This window comes from Pseudosulfitobacter sp. DSM 107133 (assembly GCF_022788695.1).
Lineage (GTDB): Bacteria > Pseudomonadota > Alphaproteobacteria > Rhodobacterales > Rhodobacteraceae > Pseudosulfitobacter.
Genome location: NZ_CP085154.1, coordinates 1,696,078 through 1,712,724 on the forward strand (window position 1 = coordinate 1,696,078; position 16,647 = coordinate 1,712,724).

Annotated in this window: 12 protein-coding genes; 2 read left to right on the forward strand and 10 right to left on the reverse strand. The window is 63.2% G+C overall.

What is annotated here, in order from left to right; all coding sequences use genetic code 11:
- Window positions 1-110: 110 nt before the first annotated feature.
- A complete protein-coding gene (gene proB, locus DSM107133_RS08350; protein WP_114295719.1) occupies window positions 111-1,271 on the reverse strand; it encodes a glutamate 5-kinase in 1,161 nt (386 codons plus the stop codon).
- 272 nt (window positions 1,272-1,543) lie between these two features.
- Here proB and proC point away from each other — a divergent pair, with 272 nt between their 5' ends.
- Together proC and DSM107133_RS08360 are read left to right on the forward strand one after the other, a co-directional pair.
- Window positions 1,544-2,323: a pyrroline-5-carboxylate reductase gene (gene proC, locus DSM107133_RS08355; protein ID WP_114295718.1), complete on the forward strand. Its 780-nt coding sequence runs from the start codon at window positions 1,544-1,546 to the stop codon at window positions 2,321-2,323.
- A gap of 22 nt (window positions 2,324-2,345) precedes the next feature.
- Window positions 2,346-3,626 (forward strand): glutamate-5-semialdehyde dehydrogenase, encoded by a 1,281-nt coding sequence (locus DSM107133_RS08360; RefSeq protein ID WP_114295717.1) that lies wholly within the window; start codon window positions 2,346-2,348, stop codon window positions 3,624-3,626.
- Window positions 3,627-3,655: 29 nt separating this feature from the next.
- Here DSM107133_RS08360 and cysG read toward each other — a convergent pair whose 3' ends face one another.
- The 9 genes from cysG to DSM107133_RS08405 form a co-directional block, all read right to left on the reverse strand.
- On the reverse strand, window positions 3,656-5,053 hold the full coding sequence (cysG, locus tag DSM107133_RS08365; protein ID WP_114295716.1) for a siroheme synthase CysG: 1,398 nt from the start codon (window positions 5,051-5,053) through the stop codon (window positions 3,656-3,658).
- Window positions 5,050-6,003, reverse strand: coding sequence for a glycosyl transferase family protein (locus DSM107133_RS08370; RefSeq protein ID WP_114295715.1), 954 nt, complete (start codon window positions 6,001-6,003; stop codon window positions 5,050-5,052). Before DSM107133_RS08370 ends, cysG begins: the two co-directional genes overlap by 4 nt.
- Window positions 6,000-8,579: a nitrate reductase gene (locus DSM107133_RS08375; RefSeq protein ID WP_114295714.1), complete on the reverse strand. Its 2,580-nt coding sequence runs from the start codon at window positions 8,577-8,579 to the stop codon at window positions 6,000-6,002. The genes DSM107133_RS08370 and DSM107133_RS08375 overlap by 4 nt, the downstream gene beginning before the upstream one ends.
- Window positions 8,576-8,911 (reverse strand): nitrite reductase small subunit NirD, encoded by a 336-nt coding sequence (nirD, locus tag DSM107133_RS08380; RefSeq protein ID WP_114295713.1) that lies wholly within the window; start codon window positions 8,909-8,911, stop codon window positions 8,576-8,578. The genes DSM107133_RS08375 and nirD overlap by 4 nt, the downstream gene beginning before the upstream one ends.
- A complete protein-coding gene (nirB, locus tag DSM107133_RS08385; protein WP_114295758.1) occupies window positions 8,908-11,340 on the reverse strand; it encodes a nitrite reductase large subunit NirB in 2,433 nt (810 codons plus the stop codon). The genes nirD and nirB overlap by 4 nt, the downstream gene beginning before the upstream one ends.
- A gap of 10 nt (window positions 11,341-11,350) precedes the next feature.
- Entirely contained in the window at window positions 11,351-12,286 is a 936-nt protein-coding gene (locus tag DSM107133_RS08390; RefSeq protein ID WP_240310711.1) for a GAF domain-containing protein, read from the reverse strand.
- Window positions 12,283-13,983, reverse strand: a complete 1,701-nt coding sequence (locus DSM107133_RS08395; RefSeq protein ID WP_114295712.1) for an ABC transporter ATP-binding protein — start codon at window positions 13,981-13,983, stop codon at window positions 12,283-12,285. The genes DSM107133_RS08390 and DSM107133_RS08395 overlap by 4 nt, the downstream gene beginning before the upstream one ends.
- A gap of 5 nt (window positions 13,984-13,988) precedes the next feature.
- The gene (locus DSM107133_RS08400) at window positions 13,989-15,062 is read right to left on the reverse strand and encodes an ABC transporter permease (protein ID WP_114295711.1); all 1,074 of its coding nucleotides are present in this window, start codon (window positions 15,060-15,062) and stop codon (window positions 13,989-13,991) included.
- Between the two features lie 81 nt (window positions 15,063-15,143).
- The gene (locus DSM107133_RS08405) at window positions 15,144-16,514 is read right to left on the reverse strand and encodes a CmpA/NrtA family ABC transporter substrate-binding protein (protein ID WP_114295710.1); all 1,371 of its coding nucleotides are present in this window, start codon (window positions 16,512-16,514) and stop codon (window positions 15,144-15,146) included.
- Window positions 16,515-16,647: the final 133 nt, after the last annotated feature.

Below are 16,647 nucleotides of genomic sequence, written 5' to 3' on the forward strand. Positions count from 1 at the left end.
GTGTAATGCGCGGATTGTCCGTTCAAGCGTAAGCTCCAAGGATTTGGCTTGGTTCTGAAAAGATTAGGGCAGGGCGCGTGAACGCACCCCGCCCCTGATCTCTTTAAAGTTTAAACCGGTACAACCAGCTTCTGGTCATCTTCCGGCGCGTCCAGCAGCAGGTGGTTGTCGTCGAGCACAAGGATGTTCTCGGCCCCGATCACGTCGCTTTTGGTCTTGTAGCCGATCACGGCCTCGACGGGCATGTCCAGATTGCGCGCCAGCAGCATGATCTCTTCGGAACTGAAGTTGGTCAGCCCGCGTGCCACTTCGACGCCGCTTTCGTTGTACATGTGCAGCACATCGCCCTTGGTGAAATCGCCCTGGATCGAGATGATATCACCACGGCTGATCCCGCAATTGCCTGCCACAACTGCGTCCGCGACAGCGTTTGACACCACCAGCGTGCCCGAGACCTGCAAGCGGTTGCTCAGCCAGATTTTCAACGGCGACGCGGTTTCGCCGGTGACCAGACAACGGGTATAACGGCGCTCTTCTGCGAGCAGTGAGGTGATGGGGCGTTCGATAATGCCCTCGGCGATAATCGTCTCGACGCCGGCATTCTGGGCCATATTGGCGGCCAGCATCTTGGTCAGCATACCGCCGCTGCCCAGATCGCTGATGCCGGTGGTGGATTCCAGGTGCTCGGTCACATCTTCAAGCTCGGCGATGAATTTGGCGTCGGGGTCTGACGGGTCGCGGTCAAACAGGCCCTCGACGCTGGTCAGGATAATCAGCAGATCCGCTTGCACCATCTGCGCCACTTTGGCTGACAGACGGTCGTTATCACCCACGCGCAGGTCGCGGGTGGCGACCGAGTCGTTCTCGTTGATGATCGGCAGGATGTCGTTTTCGAACAACTTCATCATGGTGTTCTTGATGTTCAAAAACCGGCGGCGGTCTTCCATATCCTCGACCGTCACCAGCATCTGGGCCACGTCCAGTTCGTATTCGGACGCGACCTGACGATAGGCGTTCATCAACAGTGGCTGACCACAGGCGGCGGCCGCCTGCTTGTCCAGAATGCCCGCATCTTCGGGGCGTTTTCCCACCATGTTCAGCCCCAAAGCAACCGAGCCGGAGGAGGTCAGAATGATGTCTTTCCCGGCTTTTTGCAGTTGCGCCAGATCGCTCATCAATCCGTTCATAAAGGCGTAGCGCAGGGTCAGATTGTCTTCGTTTGCCAACAGGCTGGACCCGATCTTAACGACAATCTTTTTCTTCCTGGTCATGTGCTGCTCCTATATCTTTTTGTTTTTGCTCACATATGCGGCGTCAGTTTGCCATTCGTGGCGCTGACCTGTAGCACTGGAGCCTCTAATGATTCGCCGTTGTATAACATGTACCCCGTACGTGAATGCAAACGGGCTGGCGTAAGGTGCTGCAATGCGGCATCACATGCTGCCCTGCGGCGACGGAAAATAAAATCCGGACGATCTGGCATCCTCGAAACGCAGCCGCCTGTGTTTCGGAGCAAGACCTTTCGGACCAAGCGGAGACGAAAATGAACATACTTCTGATCGGATGTGGCAAGATGGGCGGCGCGATGTTGCGCCAATGGGTGAAGGATGGCGGCAATAGCTTTACGGTCGCCGATCCGGTCAAACCCGACCTGCCCGCAAGCGTGCGCCATGTGTCAAAAGCGACATCTTTGTCCGGAGCTGAGTTCGATGTGATCCTGATTGCGATCAAGCCGCAAATGATTGCCGAGGTGCTGCCCGACTATGCCTTTGCGCTCAAGCCGGATGGCTGCTTTGTCTCGATCGCGGCGGGCTGTAGCGTGGCGTCGATCTCGGCCATTGTGGGGGACCGTGCGATTGTGCGCGTGATGCCGAATTTGGCGGCGATGGTGGGTCTGGGGGTTTCAGGGCTTTTTGCCAACGCCCGGTGCAGTGCCGAGCAAACCGCCGACGTGACCGCCTGGATTGCCCAGACAGGCACCTGTGTGCCGGTTGACAGCGAGGACCGGATTGACCGGCTGACCGCAATCAGCGGCAGCGGGCCGGGCTATGTGTTTGAAATGCTGCGCAGCTATGTGGCTGCCGCGATGGATCTGGGCTTTGACGAAGCCACGTCGCGCGCACTGGTTTTCGACACCATCACCGGCACGGTAGAGGCCGCGCGCCAGTCAGACGAGACACTGGAAGATCTGCGCAATTCCGTCACCAGCAAGAACGGCACCACCCAGGCAGGTCTTGAGCAGCTGATGCGCGACGGGCAGTTGCACGCGCTGCTGAACGACACTGTTCATGCTGCATATGACCGCGCCGTTGCATTGAAGTAAGCCATTTTCAGGAGTGAGCGATATGAACACCACGACCCTCGAAAGAGCCGAAGGCAGCATTGAAACCATTGTCGCTGATCTGGGCGCGCGCGCCAAAGCGGCGGCGCAGGGGCTGGCCATGGCCTCCGCCGAACAGCGCAATCTGGCGCTGACCTGGGCCGCGGAAGCACTGCGCGCCAACATGAACGAACTGCTGCGTGCCAATGCGCAGGATGTGGCGGCGGTAAAGGACAGCGGCAAGGATGCTGCCTTTGTCGACCGTCTGACGTTGAACGCAGAGCGTGTGGCAGGCATGGCTGATGCCCTTGACGCCATTGCGGCACAGGATGACCCTCTGGGGCGCACCCTGGCCACCTTCGAGCGTCCCAACGGGTTGAAGATTGAACGTGTCAGCGTGCCGATTGGCGTGATTGCGATGATTTATGAATCGCGCCCCAATGTCGGATCGGACGCCGGTGCGCTGTGCATAAAGTCGGGCAATGCGGTGATCCTGCGCGGTGGCTCGGAAAGCCTGCGTTCGTCGCGGGTGATTGTGGACTGCATGGCGCAGGGTCTGCGCGCGGCTGGTCTGCCACAGGATGCGGTGCAGCTGGTCGACACCCGCGACCGCGCGGCGGTCAAGCTGCTGTTGCACAGCACGGAGACTGTCGATCTGGTGATCCCGCGCGGCGGGCGCGGGTTGGTGTCTCTGGTGCAGAAAGAGGCGCGGGTGCCGACGCTGCTGCATCTGGATGGCAACAACCACACCTATATTCACGCCAGCGCCGATATCGAAAAGGCGGTTGGCATCGTGCAGAACGCCAAGATGCGCCGCACAGGAATCTGCGGGGCGACGGAATGCGTGGTGATTGATGCCGCGATTGCGGACAGGGTGCTGCCGCAGTTGGCGCAGGCCTTGCACGATTGCGAACTGCGCGGCGATGCGGCGGCCTGCGGGATCGTGCCCGATATGATTGCGGCCAGGGATGAGGACTGGGACACCGAATATCTGAGCAACATCATGTCGGTGCGCATTGTCGATGGTCTGGAGCAAGGCATTGCCTTTGTGCAGGCCCATTCGTCGGGTCACACCGACGCTATCGTTGCCGAGGATGTCAGCGCCGCGCGCCGGTTCATGACGGCTGTGGATTCGGCTGTGGTGATGCACAACGCCTCGACCCAGTTTTCCGACGGGGGCGAATTTGGCATGGGCGCCGAGATTGGCATTGCCACGGGCAAGATGCACGCGCGTGGCCCCGTTGGGGCCGAGCAGCTGACCAGTTTCAAATATTTCGTGCACGGCGACGGGCAGAAACGGCCCTGATACTCTGGCTGGCCTGACGCCTCCCTGCGTCAGGCCAGCGCCTCGACCACGCGCAGGGCGGGGCGGGCTCGCACAGCGTCCTTGCGCACGCTGACAAAGATGATTGCGGTGTTGCGGATGCCGTTGTCTGCCAGCGCCTGAACCATGTCGGACACGCCACAGCGCAGGCTGCGCTGGTCGGGCATCTGCGCATTGGCGACGATTTCAATCGTGATGGCATCGCGCAACGGGTGGGTTTCCAGCATTGCCTGAATGCGCGGTGCCTCGCTGACCCCCATATAGACCGCGACCCGCACGCCGGGATGCAGCTGGCTGGGCCAGTCGGGGCGGTCGTCTGCGGTTTCGTTGCGCGCGGTGGTCAGCACCAGCGTGTCGATGGCCCCGCGTTCGGTCAGAAAGCTGCCGGTGCCTGCTGCCGCAGCGCTCGCAGCGGTCACACCGGGAACGATCTCGCAGGGAATTCCGGCTTCGGCCAGAGCCGCAGCCTCGTCCGCGCCGCGTGCGAACACGCCCGGATCACCACATTTCAGCCGCACCACGCGCTTGCCCTGACGGGCGGCGGCCACGATCACGCCGTTGATCTGGGCTTGGGTCATGCTGTGTGCGGCGGGTGCCTTGCCGACATAGACCCGCGTCGCGTCGCGGCGTGCCAGTTCCAGCACCTCGGGATCGACCAGACGGTCGTAAAAGATCACGTCAGCCTCTTGCAGACGCTGCACACCGCGCAGGGTGATCAGGTCCTTGGACCCCGGACCGGCCCCCACCAGAGCGACAGCGGCAGGCGCTGCGTCGGGCAGGGTGCCCGCCATGATCGTGTCCTTGATCATAGCCGCCGCCGCACGTTCGCCCCCGCGCGCATGGCGGAGGCGCACCGGACCGTCAAAAACCCAGCGCCACAGATCACGGCGCGCGCGCGGGGCCAGACGCTGCGCGGCCAGATCGCGCAAACGTCCCGCCACGGCGGCCAGATCGCCCAGGCGCGGTTCCAGCATCTGTTCCACGCGCGTTTTGATCTGGCGGGCCAGAACGGGGGCGGTGCCTTCGGTGCCGATGGCCACGACCACCGGATCGCGGTCGACAATCGACGGCGTGATTGCATCGCACAGGTCGGGGCGGTCGACCACGTTGACCAATGCGCCGGCGGCTTTTGCCAGCCTGTGCAGGCAGGCATCTGCCGCGCCACTGCCGGTGGCGATAAACACCAGCGCCGTGTCAGCAAACTGCGCCGCAGTGATCGGCCCCGCGTGCCACTCCACGCGGCCAGCGTGATGCAGGGCCTCCAGCTCGGGGTCAAGCCTGTCCGCCAGCAGGCAGATGCGGGCCTCGGTCTTCAGCATCAACCGGCATTTTTGCGCGGCCTGTTCACCACCGCCCGCAATCACCACGCGCCGGCCTTGCATGGTCAGGAACATCGGAAAGGTTTTCATGTCAGTATGCTTTCGCTGGTCAGTCGGGTGTCCCACAGGCGCGCGGCCAAGGCGTCGGCGGCGGCCACATCCGCAGCTGCGCCCAATGTCCACAGCGCCAGACCGGCGGTGCCAATCACCGTGGCCGTGGCAAAGTCGTCCCGGGCACGGTCGTGCCACAGGTCCATCATGTCGACGGCCTGATCGGGTTCGTGCAGCTTGCGTGTGTCGTCGACCAGCGCGGGGCAGGGCATCTGGATGTGGTGCCCGTCGCGCAGGCCAAAAACCTGCGTGGTCTTGCCGGGGTGGCGTTCAAATTCGCCGCCACCGCCCTTGATGATGGTCAGGTGTTGCTGGTTCAGACTGTGCGCCGCCGTGGCCTGAAGCCCGCGATAGCTGGGGTGGAACACGCCCTGCACCGAGGCGCTGGCCCGCGACGGGTTCCACATGCGCAGCACCGTGTTGATGCAGGAGCGCAGGCCAAAGACATCGCGCAGGCGCACCAGATGATAGGCCTCGGGGCACAGCTCTTCGAGCGGGGCATAGGTGATGGCACCGCTGCCGATGCCGCCGATGCCAAGCGGTTCCAGAAAATCGCGGACCGAGGCGCTGGTTTGCTGGTGGCTGTTCCAGCCGTGCAGCGACACGCTGTATCCGCATTGGGCCACCAGACGCGCGGCCAGCAGAAACAGCGGCGCGCCGCGGGTGCGCCCGGCTGCATAGCAGGGCCAGTCAAGATCGGCTTGTGGCATCTTCACATGCACAAAAGAGCGCAGCGCGGCGGTAAAGCCTGCGATTTCCTCGGCCGTTTCGCCGCGCAGGCGCAGCACCATCAGCAAGGCGCCCACCGCTTCGGCTTCGGCGGCCCCGTCCAAAATCACCTCCAGCGCGGCGCGTGCTTCGGAAAACTCCAGCGGGCGGGCACGGCCCGCGCCACGGGCAACGATCCGGACATAGGGGGACAGGGTCATTCGGCGGCCACTTTCTGCGAGATTTGCATCAGTATGGCAGCCAGTTCGGGCTTGCATGACCCGCAATTTGTGCCTGCGAGCGTTGCCGCGCCCAATGCGGGCACGCTGTCGTGGCCCGCGGCGGCCGCATCGCGCAGGGTGTTCAGCCCGACATTGAAACAGGCGCAGACGGTCGGGCCGGGGTCGGATTGTCCCGCGCCCGCGCGTCCTGCCAGTGCCAGCAACGCCGAGGTTTCGGTGCCGATCAGGCCCGCAACATGGCCACGCGACAGCGCCACCGGTGCGGGGCCTGCGAACAACAGGGCGGCCAATGTGCCGTTTTCCACAATCGCAGCGCGCGCGGTGCCGGTGCGCGCGTCCTGCATCACCGCCACCTCGCCGCCGGCGATGCCGGTCAGGGCGCGGATGCTTTCTGCCCAGTCGGTGACTGCGGAGTCCGAGGCAACCTCGGCCTGCCAGCCTGTCGCGGTGCGCGCGATGGCAGCGTAATCGGTTCTTGGCGTCAGGGGGCTGCAACTGGCAACAAAGCCGAACCACGCGGGCGCGCAGGCGGCCAGCGTCACCCTCCCGTGTTTCAGCGCAGGCTGCCCCGAGACCGGATCGACCGCGCCGTGCACGGTCGCATTGACCCAGCCGCCGGCGCTCAGCTGGCGGGTCCAGTGCATTGGTGCAAACAGCGTGCCGGGGGCCACATCCGGCGTCAGCCGTGCGCGCAGTGTGGCATGACCCGATGTACCCGACACCCGTACCAGTTGGGCGGCTGTCAGGCCAAGTTTGGCCGCGTCATCGGGGTGAATATCCAGATAGGGCTCGGCCAGATGGGCGCTAAGGCGCGGGGATTTTCCGGTGCGTGTCATCGTGTGCCACTGGTCGCGAATGCGGCCTGTGTTCAGGACAAAGCCGTCGCCGGCCTGCCGCGCGGGCGGGGTCAGTGCGACCATCCGCGCCTTGCCGTCTGCATGAAAGAACTGTCCGTCGGCAAAGAAACGTTTGCTGTTATGGGGCCACTGGCGGGGCAACATCTGCGCATAGTCCGCATCGGCCCAGCCGCTGAGGTCCAGATCGCGGCCAAAGTCGGCGGTGGCCTGGGACAGGGCGACATATTCCGCAAAGATGTCGGCAGGCCCGTCATAGGCAAAGGCATCGCCCCAGCCCATGCGCGCGGCTACGTCGCAGATAATCTGCCAGTCGGGGCGGGCCTGTCCGGGCGCAGGCAGAAACGCCCGTTGGCGCGAAATCCGGCGTTCCGAATTGGTGACGGTGCCGTCTTTTTCACCCCAGCCGGTTGCGGGCAGCAGCACATCGGCCAGATCGCCCGTATCGGTGCGCGCCATGATGTCGGTGACCGCGACAAAAGGCACATTGGCGATGGCGCGGGCCACATGGTCGGCATCGGGCAGGCTGACGGCGGGATTGGTTGAAATCACCCACAGTGCCTTGATCGTGCCGGCGGCGCAGGCGTCGAACAGATCCACCGCCTTGCGCCCTGCGGTGGTGCATATGGTGGGGCTGTTCCAGAACCCTTGCACGGCGGCGCGGTGGTCGGGGTTTTCGATGTCCAGATGGTTGGCCAGCATATTCGACAGCCCGCCCACCTCGCGCCCGCCCATGGCGTTGGGCTGGCCGGTGACCGAGAAGGGGCCGCAGCCGGGGGTGCCGATGCGCCCTGTGGCCAGATGGCAGTTGAGGATCGCGTTGACCTTGTCGGTGCCGCTGGTCGACTGGTTCACCCCTTGGGAAAACACGGTGACGACGCGGGGCGTTCCGGCCCAGAGGGCATAAAAATCATGCAGCTCGGCATCGCTCAGGCCGGTGTCGCGCGGATCGGATGCGCGCGCGGCGCTGACGGCGGCGTGGCAACCGGTGACGTGGTCCTGCACATAGGCCAGATCCAGCGCACCACCGTCTGCCAGATGCGCCAGCAGCCCGTTGAACAGGGCGACGTCGCCATCGGGGGTGATACGCAGGTGCGTGTCGGCCAGATCGCTGGTGGCCGTGCGGCGCGGGTCGATGTTGACCACCCGCATATCGGGGCGCGCCGCCTTGGCCGCCGCGATGCGCTGGTGCAGCACCGGATGGCACCACGCAAGGTTCGATCCCACCAGTACGATCAGATCGGCCTGTTCCAGATCCTCGTAATTTCCGGGCACCGTGTCGGTGCCAAAGGCGCGTTTGTGCCCTGCCACCGAGGACGCCATGCACAGCCGCGAATTGGTGTCGATATTGGCCGAACCGATGAAACCCTTCATCAGCTTGTTGGCGACATAGTAATCCTCGCTCAGCAATTGCCCCGAGACATAGAATGCCACGCTGTCGGGCCCATAGGAACGCAGCGCATGTTGGAATTCCCCCGCCACACGGTCCAGCGCGCTGTCCCAATCGGTTGGCTTGCCGTCGGCCATGGGCTGCAACAGACGCCCCTCAAGGTCGATGGTCTCGCCCAATGCCGCGCCTTTGGAACACAGCCGCCCGAAGTTTGACGGATGGTCCGGGTCGCCCTTGATGGTGCCGTCTGCGCCCGCCAGAACGCCGCAGCCGACGCCGCAATAGGGGCAGGCGGTGCGCGTCAGCGTCATGCCACGGCCCGTGTGCGCAGAAACGTGGCGTCCAGCAGAATGCGCCCGTCTTCGACGCGGGCAGGATAGGTGGTGACCTGACCCTGATCCGCGCCTTGCACCATGCCGGTTTCCAGCGAAATCACCCAGTTGTGCAGCGGGCAGGTCACTGCCTTGCCATGCACGATGCCCTCGGCCAATGGCCCCGCCTTGTGCGGGCAGGCGTTGTTCAGGGCAAAAACCTGATCCTCGGCGGTGCGGAACACGGCCACGCAGCCATGCGCGGTCTTGACCACCCGCGCGCCGCGCTGCGGGATGGCCGTCAGGGCGGCGATGTCGATCCAGTTGCTCATTCCGCAGCCTCCAGTGTCAGGTTTGCAAGGGGGTGATAGGTTTCGGCCTGCTCATCCACATGCGCGGCCCATGGGTCGGTGCGGTAGATGGTTTGCGACAGTTCGAACCGCGCAATCAGCGCGGCGCGTTCGTCCAGATCGTCGATGACCCGTTCACGCACCCAGTCGATGCCGACCTTGGCGATGAACTTGTAGGACCGATCAAGATAGCGCGCATGTTCGCGGTACAGCTGGACAAAGGCGATGGTGATGTCGATCGCCTCTTGTTCTGTCGTGGCCTTGGCCAGCGGTTCGATCTCTTTCAGATCCATGCCGGCGGCACCGCCAACCCCGATTTCATAGCCGGAGTCGACACAGACCACACCGACATCCTTGCAGGTTGCCTCGGCGCAGTTGCGCGGGCAGCCCGACACCGCCAGTTTGACCTTATGCGGTGTCCATGACCCCCACAGCGCCTTTTCCAGCTTGATGCCAAGCCCGGTGCTGTCCTGCGTGCCAAAGCGGCAGTGATCGGTGCCCACGCAGGTTTTCACCGTGCGCAGACCCTTGGAATAGGCATGGCCCGAGACCATGCCCGCACGGTTCAGGTCGGCCCAGATCGCGGGCAGATCCTCGCCGCGCACACCCAGCAGGTCGATGCGCTGGCCGCCGGTCACCTTGACCGTGGGCACGTTGTATTTGTCAGCCGCATCGGCAATGGCGCGCAGTTCGGCGGCGTTGGTGATGCCCCCCCACATGCGCGGCACCACCGAAAACGTGCCATCCTTCTGGATGTTGGCATGTTTGCGTTCGTTGATGAACCGGCTTTGCGGATCGTCGCGGTAGTCCAGCGGCCAGTCGGCCAGCAGGTAAAAGTTCAGCGCCGGACGGCAGATGTGGCAGCCACACGAGGTTTTCCAGCCGCATTCCTGCCAGACCGCCTCCATCGACTTCAGCTCCTGGCCCTTGATCATGCGGCGCACGTCTTCGTGGGTCAGGTCAGTGCAGGCGCAGATCGACTGCGCGGCGGGCATCTGGAACGCATCGCCCAGCGTGACCGACAGCACCTGTTCCACCAGCCCGGTGCAGGTGCCGCAAGAACCCGACGCCTTGGTCACCGCACGCACGGCTCCCAGATCGGTGGCACCGGCGGCGATGGCGTCCTCGATCTGACCTTTGCACACGCCGTTGCAGCCGCAAATTTCCGCATCACGCGGCAATGCTGCAACGGCTGAGAGAGGGTCCTCGGGGGCACCTCCCTGAAAGGCGGGGCCGAAGATCAGCGTTTCGCGCATGTCTGCGATGTCGGTGCCATCCTTGATCAGCCCAAAGAACCAGTTGCTGTCTGCCGTGTCGCCGTAAAACACCGCGCCTTTCAGCCGGTTGCCTTCCAGCACCAGCCGCTTGTAGACGCCGCGCGCCGGGTCGCGGAACACGATGTCGTCGCGCCCTTCGCCATCGGCAAAATCACCCGCACTGAACAGATCGCAGCCGGTGACCTTCAGTTTGGTCGACAACTCCTTGGGGACAAAGGCCGCGTCCTCGCCCAGCAGGCTGGCGGCCACGATTTTGGCCTGGTCGTACAGCGGGGCAACAAGGCCGAACAACTGGCCGTCGAATTCCACACATTCCCCCACCGCCAGAATATCGGGGTCCGATGTCTGCATCTGCGCATTCACCAGAATGCCACGGCCGGTGTCGATCTCGGCCATCTTGGCCACGGTCACCTCGGGGCGGATGCCCACGGCCATCACCACCAGATCGGCGGGTAGCACGGTGCCGTCGGCCAGTTCCACCGCCTCGACATGGTCGGTGCCGTGGATGGATTTGGTTGACGCCTCTGTCAGCACGGTGATGCCGCGCCGTTCCAGATCCTTGCGCAGCAGATAGCCCGCCGCCGGGTCCAGCTGGCGTTCCATCAGATGGCCCATCAGGTGCAGCACGGTCACATCCATGCCGCGCAAACGCAGGCCCGCCGCCGCCTCAAGCCCCAACAAACCGCCGCCGATCACCACAGCCTTGGCGTTCTGGGCGCAGGCCTCGATCATGGTTTCGGTGTCGTCCAGATCGCGATAGGCGCAGACGCCGGGCAGCTTGTGGCCCTCGACCGGAATGATGAACGGCGCCGATCCGGTGGCAATCAGCAGCTTGTCATAGGCGACATCGCCGTTTTCGCCACGCACCACCTTGGCGGCGCGGTCGATATGCACCACCCGTTCGCCAAAGCGGCAGGTGACGTTGTGCTGGGCATACCAGTCGTCGTCATGGGTAACGATCTCGGCATAGCTTTTTTCGCCCGACAGAACCGGTGACAGCATGATGCGGTTGTAGTTCCCGCGCGGCTCGGCGTTGAACAGGGTGACGCGGTACGCCCCCGGTTCGGTTTCAAACAGGTGCTCCAGCACACGGCCCGAGGCCATGCCGGCACCGATGACAACAAGATGTTTCATGGCAAATTCCTCAGCGATACCAGGCGACGACATGCGAAAGCGCGCCGCCGGTGTGAATGGGGTGGGCAACGATGCTGTTGTAATTGGCAGGCAGGCCCGCAACGCCGCTTTCGACAACCGGAACGCCGCCGCCCAGCACGCGCCCGATGTGGCCTTGCCACGGGGCAACGGTGCGCGGGGCGTCTTCGTCCCACAGCTTGCCGTCACGGGCGCAAATGCCGTCGATCAGGATTGCGCCGCCGGTCTTGCCGACCTTTGCGGCGCGCGCGTCCCAAATCTCGAAGCGCCGCGCGATGGGCGTGCCAAGCGCCGACAGCAGCGTCAGCACAAAGGTCTGGCCCCCCGGCACCGGCACCGGAATGCCAAGGCCCGTGGTCAACCCGGCCTTGCCCGCGCTGTCGGCGCGGATAAAGCGATAGCCCGAGCCCAGATCGCGCATCAGGATCGGCGTTTTCGACGACCAGACGCCGCCGGGCAGGCCCTGACCATAGGGGAAATGCGTGTGCTGCGAGACCCATTCAAACTGTTTGGCAGCCCCGTAATAGCCGTCATCCAGCATCAGCAAACCGTCGGATTCGCGCCAGACCTCGATGGCGCCCACGCGGCTGTCGTCATCGGCGCACAGAACGGTCAGAACTGCCATCAGCGTGTCGCCGTTAAAAACGGGGATCGCCACGGCGCTGGTCAGCCCTGCCGCCGACGCAGCGGCGGTGCGTTTGAAATACGACCCCTCAAATCCTTTCAGCACAACGGGGCGGCCATCGGCCCATGCCTTGCCGGGCAGACCTTCGCCACGCGCAAAACTTTCGGACCCCGAGGCGGCCTTGAACGCGTCAAGCGTGCCATAGTTGCCCCCCGCCAGAACCAGCCGGTCGCCTTCGGGCACCCAGACCTCTGTCACCTCGATAAAGGTGCGATCCGGGATCGGTGTGATCGTGTCCATCATGCGGCCTCCTGATCTTTGGCTGTGGCCGCGGCGTCCGCCACGGGGGCGGATTTCGGTTTTGCCCCGTGTTCGTATTCTTCCAGAAAGCTGAGAACCTGCGCGCGGTAGCGATAATAGTCAGGGTGTTCCAGCAGCGCCTTGCGGGTGCGCGGGCGGGGCAGGTCGACGTCGACAATGCGCCCGATGGTGGCCTGCGGTCCGTTGGTCATCATCACCACGCGGTCGGCCAGCAGGATGGCCTCGTCGACATCATGGGTCACGCAGATCGCGGTGACCTTTGTGCGGCTCCAGACCTCCATCAGCACCTCTTGCAGCTCCCAGCGGGTCAGGCTGTCGAGCATGCCGAAAGGTTCATCCAGCAGCAGCAGTTTTGGCGACAGGGCAAAGGCGCGGGCGATGCCGACGCGCTGTTTCATGCCGTTGGACATCGACGCCGCCCCCCGGTCCATCGCATCGGCCAGACCGACGCGTTCAAGGTAATATTCGACAACATCCTGCCGCTCGGCCTGCGAGGCGCGGGGGTAAACCTTGTCGACACCAATCGCCACGTTCTCTTTGGCAGTCAACCAGGGGAACAGGTTGGGCGATTGGAACACCACGGCGCGTTCGGGATCGGCCCCCATGACATGACGGCCATCCAGCTTGATCGCGCCCTTGGAAATCTCATTCAGACCCGCCGCCATGGTCAGAACCGTGGATTTGCCACAGCCCGAATGGCCGATCAGGCTGATAAACTCGCCCCGGTCGATCTTGAGATTGAAATCTTCCACCACGGTCAGCGGCCCCTTTGGGGTCGGGTACACTTTGTGCAGCTGCGAGAAATCCAGAAACCGGTCGTCAATCAGCCCTGTTTGGGCGTCGGTCACTGCCGCAGGCACGCCGTGGATCGGGGTGACATCGGGCAGGTGGCGGGTGTCTTCGACCTTGGCCTCGATGCCCACATCCATCAGGTATTTGGTAACCTCGGCGCGCAGGGCCTTGAAAGCGTCGTTGTGGTTCATTTCCATCCGGTCGCGCGGACGGGGCAGGGTCACGTCAAAGGCAGCGCCCAGGGTGCCGTCAGGGTTCAGCGGAATGATCCGGTCGGCCAGAACAATCGCCTCGTCCACGTCATTGGTAATCAGGATGCAGGTCTTGCGGTCGCGTTCCCAGATTTCAAGGATCTCGTCGGCCAGATTGGCCCGCGTCAGCGCATCCAGCGCCGACAGCGGTTCGTCCAGCAACAGCACCTCGGGGTCCATCGCCAGCGCGCGCGCCACCGACACCCGCTGGCGCATCCCGCCCGACAGTTCGGCAGGACGGCGGTGGGTGGCATGGCCAAGGCCCACCATCTGCACATAATGGTCGATCTTCTTCTGACGCTTGGCCTTGGACAGTTTGGGCGCAACCGCATCCACGGCCAACCCCACGTTGCCGCCCACGGTCAGCCAGGGCATCAGCGAATAGCTTTGAAACACCAGCCCGCGTTCCGGCCCCGGTCCGGTGATCGGCGCGCCCTTGAAACGCACCGCCCCCGCGTCGGGCATTTCCAGCCCTGCCATCAGGTTCATCAGCGTCGATTTGCCGGTGCCCGAAAAGCCCAGGATCGCCACAAACTCGCCTTCGCGCACATCCAGATTGATTTTTTTCAGCACCTCGGCACGGTGAACACCGATGCCGAAGCCTTTGGAGACGTTGTCAAATTCAATAATACCCATGTCGCTCACCGCTGCGCCGAAAAGGTGAACATCGACTGCAAGGCGAACATGACGCGATCCAGCAGGAAGCCGATGATGCCGATGGTGAAAACCGCCACCATGATCTTGGCCAGCGACTGCGAGGAGCCGTTCTGGAACTCGTCCCAGACGAATTTTCCAAGACCGGGGTTCTGCGCCAGCATCTCGGCGGCAATCAGGACCATCCAGCCGACACCCAGCGACAGCCGCAACCCGGTAAAGATCAGTGGCAGGGCCGAGGGCAGGACCAGTTTGGTGATCTTGGTCCAGGTGTTCATTTTCAGCACTTTCGAGACGCTGACCAGATCCTTGTCGATGCTGGCCACGCCCAGAGCGGTGTTGATCAGTGTTGGCCACAGCGAACACAGGGTCACGGTGATGGCCGACACCAGAAAGGATTTCGAAAACAGACCGTTATTGGTGGTATAGACCGCCGAAACGATCATTGTGACGATGGGCAGCCATGCCAGCGGCGATACGGGCTTGAAAATCTGGATCAGTGGGTTCAGCGCGGCATTGGCCGTGACCGACAGGCCCGCCATGATGCCCAGCGGAATCGCGATGGCCGAGGCGATCAGAAAGCCGAAAAACACCGTTTTGATCGAGGTGAAGATCTGCTGGTAATAGGTTGGCTGGCCTGTATAAATCCGCTCTTTCACATCTTCGGAGCGGCCCGCTTTGATCAGCTTGGCGTTGCGGGCGTCCTGGCGTTCGTAGAACGCGGCCTCTTTTTTCCATGTGCGCCGCGCGTCCTGATGCAGATCACCTGCCTCTTTCCAGACCTGCGCCGGTCCGGGGATCGCGCCCAGCGATGTCTGCACGGTCGGGGCCAGCGTGGCCCATGCGCCAAGGAACAGCGCGATGGCCAGCAGCGGCACGCCCAGAAGACGCCAGATGTCGCCCAGTTGTGCGCGCGGATTGTCTCCGGCGGCGGCTTTCAGCATGGGGGTGACCCAGGCCAGGCCCAGAACCTGAAACCACGCGTCTGCCTTGTTGATCCGTGTAAACAGCCGCGCGCGGCGGGCTTCGCTGTCCAGGGTCGATGGGTCGATTGCGGTCATGATGGGGGTCCGTCTTGTGTTTGTTTCAGGGAAAGGCCGTAGGGGGCTGCCCCGCGCCAGATGGCGGGGCAGCGCGCGCGTTCAGCCTTTGACTTCGTTGCCGACGACGGTCTGGTCGCCTTTCAGGCCGATGGGCAGGCTTTCGAGGTACGCATTGGGCGCCTTGCCGTCATAGCCGATGCCGTCGATCACATCGCCAGCAGGCGTGGGCGCCTTGAACCCGTCGCTGTCCCATGGGAAATCGGCCTCGTCTGCCAGACCTTCATCCACCAGCATGCGGGCGGCTTGCAGGTAGATTTCGGGCTTGTAGACGTCCTTGGCGGTGTCGATGAACCATGCGTCCGATTTCGGTTCGGCAATCTGGCCCCAGCGGCGCATCTGGGTCAGATACCAGATGGCGTCGGAATAGAACGGGTAGGTGGCGTTGTAGCGAAAGAACACGTTGAAATCGGGCACTTCGCGGGTGTCACCTTTTTCGTATTCAAAGGTGCCGGTCATCGAGTTCGCGATCACCTCTTCGTCGGCGCCCACATATTCCGAGCGCGACAGGATTTCGACCGCTTCTTCACGGTTCGCGTTGTCGTTGTCATCCAGCCAGATGGCCGCGCGGATCAGTGCCTTGGTCAGGGCGATGGTGGTGTTTGGGTTGGCTTCGGCAAATTCAGCCGAAATGCCAAAGACCTTTTCGGGGTTGTTCTTCCACAGTTCGTAATCGGTGATGACCGGCACGCCGATGCCCTTGAACACCGCCTGCTGGTTCCACGGCTCGCCCACGCTGTAGCCATAGATCGTGCCGGCCTCCATCGTGGCGGGCATTTGCGGCGGGGGTGTCACAGACAGCAGCACCTCGGCCCCGATCTGGCCCGAGGTGTCACCGGGCGAATAATAGCCCGGCAGCAAGCCACCGGCGGCCAGCCAGTAACGCAATTCATAATTGTGGGTCGACACAGGGAACACCATGCCCATGTTGAACGGCTTGCCCGCGTCGCGATAACTGTCGACCACCGGTTTCAGCGCGCTGGCGCTGATCGGGTGCTGGGGGCGGCCGTCGTCCATCAGCGCAACATTGGGCTTCATCTGTTCCCATATCTCGTTGGACACCGTGATGCCGTTGCCGTTCAGGTCCATCGAAAAGGGGGTGATGATATGCGCCTTGGTGCCATAGCCGATGGTCGCGGCCAGCGGTTGACCTGCCAGCATATGCGCGCCGTCCAGCTGCCCGCCGATCACACCGTCCAGCAGCACCTTCCAGTTGGCCTGTGCCTGAAGCGTGACAAACAGGCCCTCGTCTTCGAAATAGCCGTTTTCATAGGCCACGGCCAATGGCGCCATATCGGTCAGCTTGATAAAGCCGAAGGTCAGCTCGTCTTTTTCAAGGTCCAGCAGTTCGGCCATGACTGGGGTGGTGGCCAAGAGGGTCAGGCCGAAGGCCAAAGTTGTAAGGTTTTTCATTCCCGGTGTCCTTTTATAGGTGCGAAACGACAAAAGCCGCCCGATCCAAGCTGCACACGAAACGTTGTGCGCGGTGAATCGAGCGGCTTTGCTCTGAAATCTGGGGTCATCGCCATTGACGACCGAGGGGGCT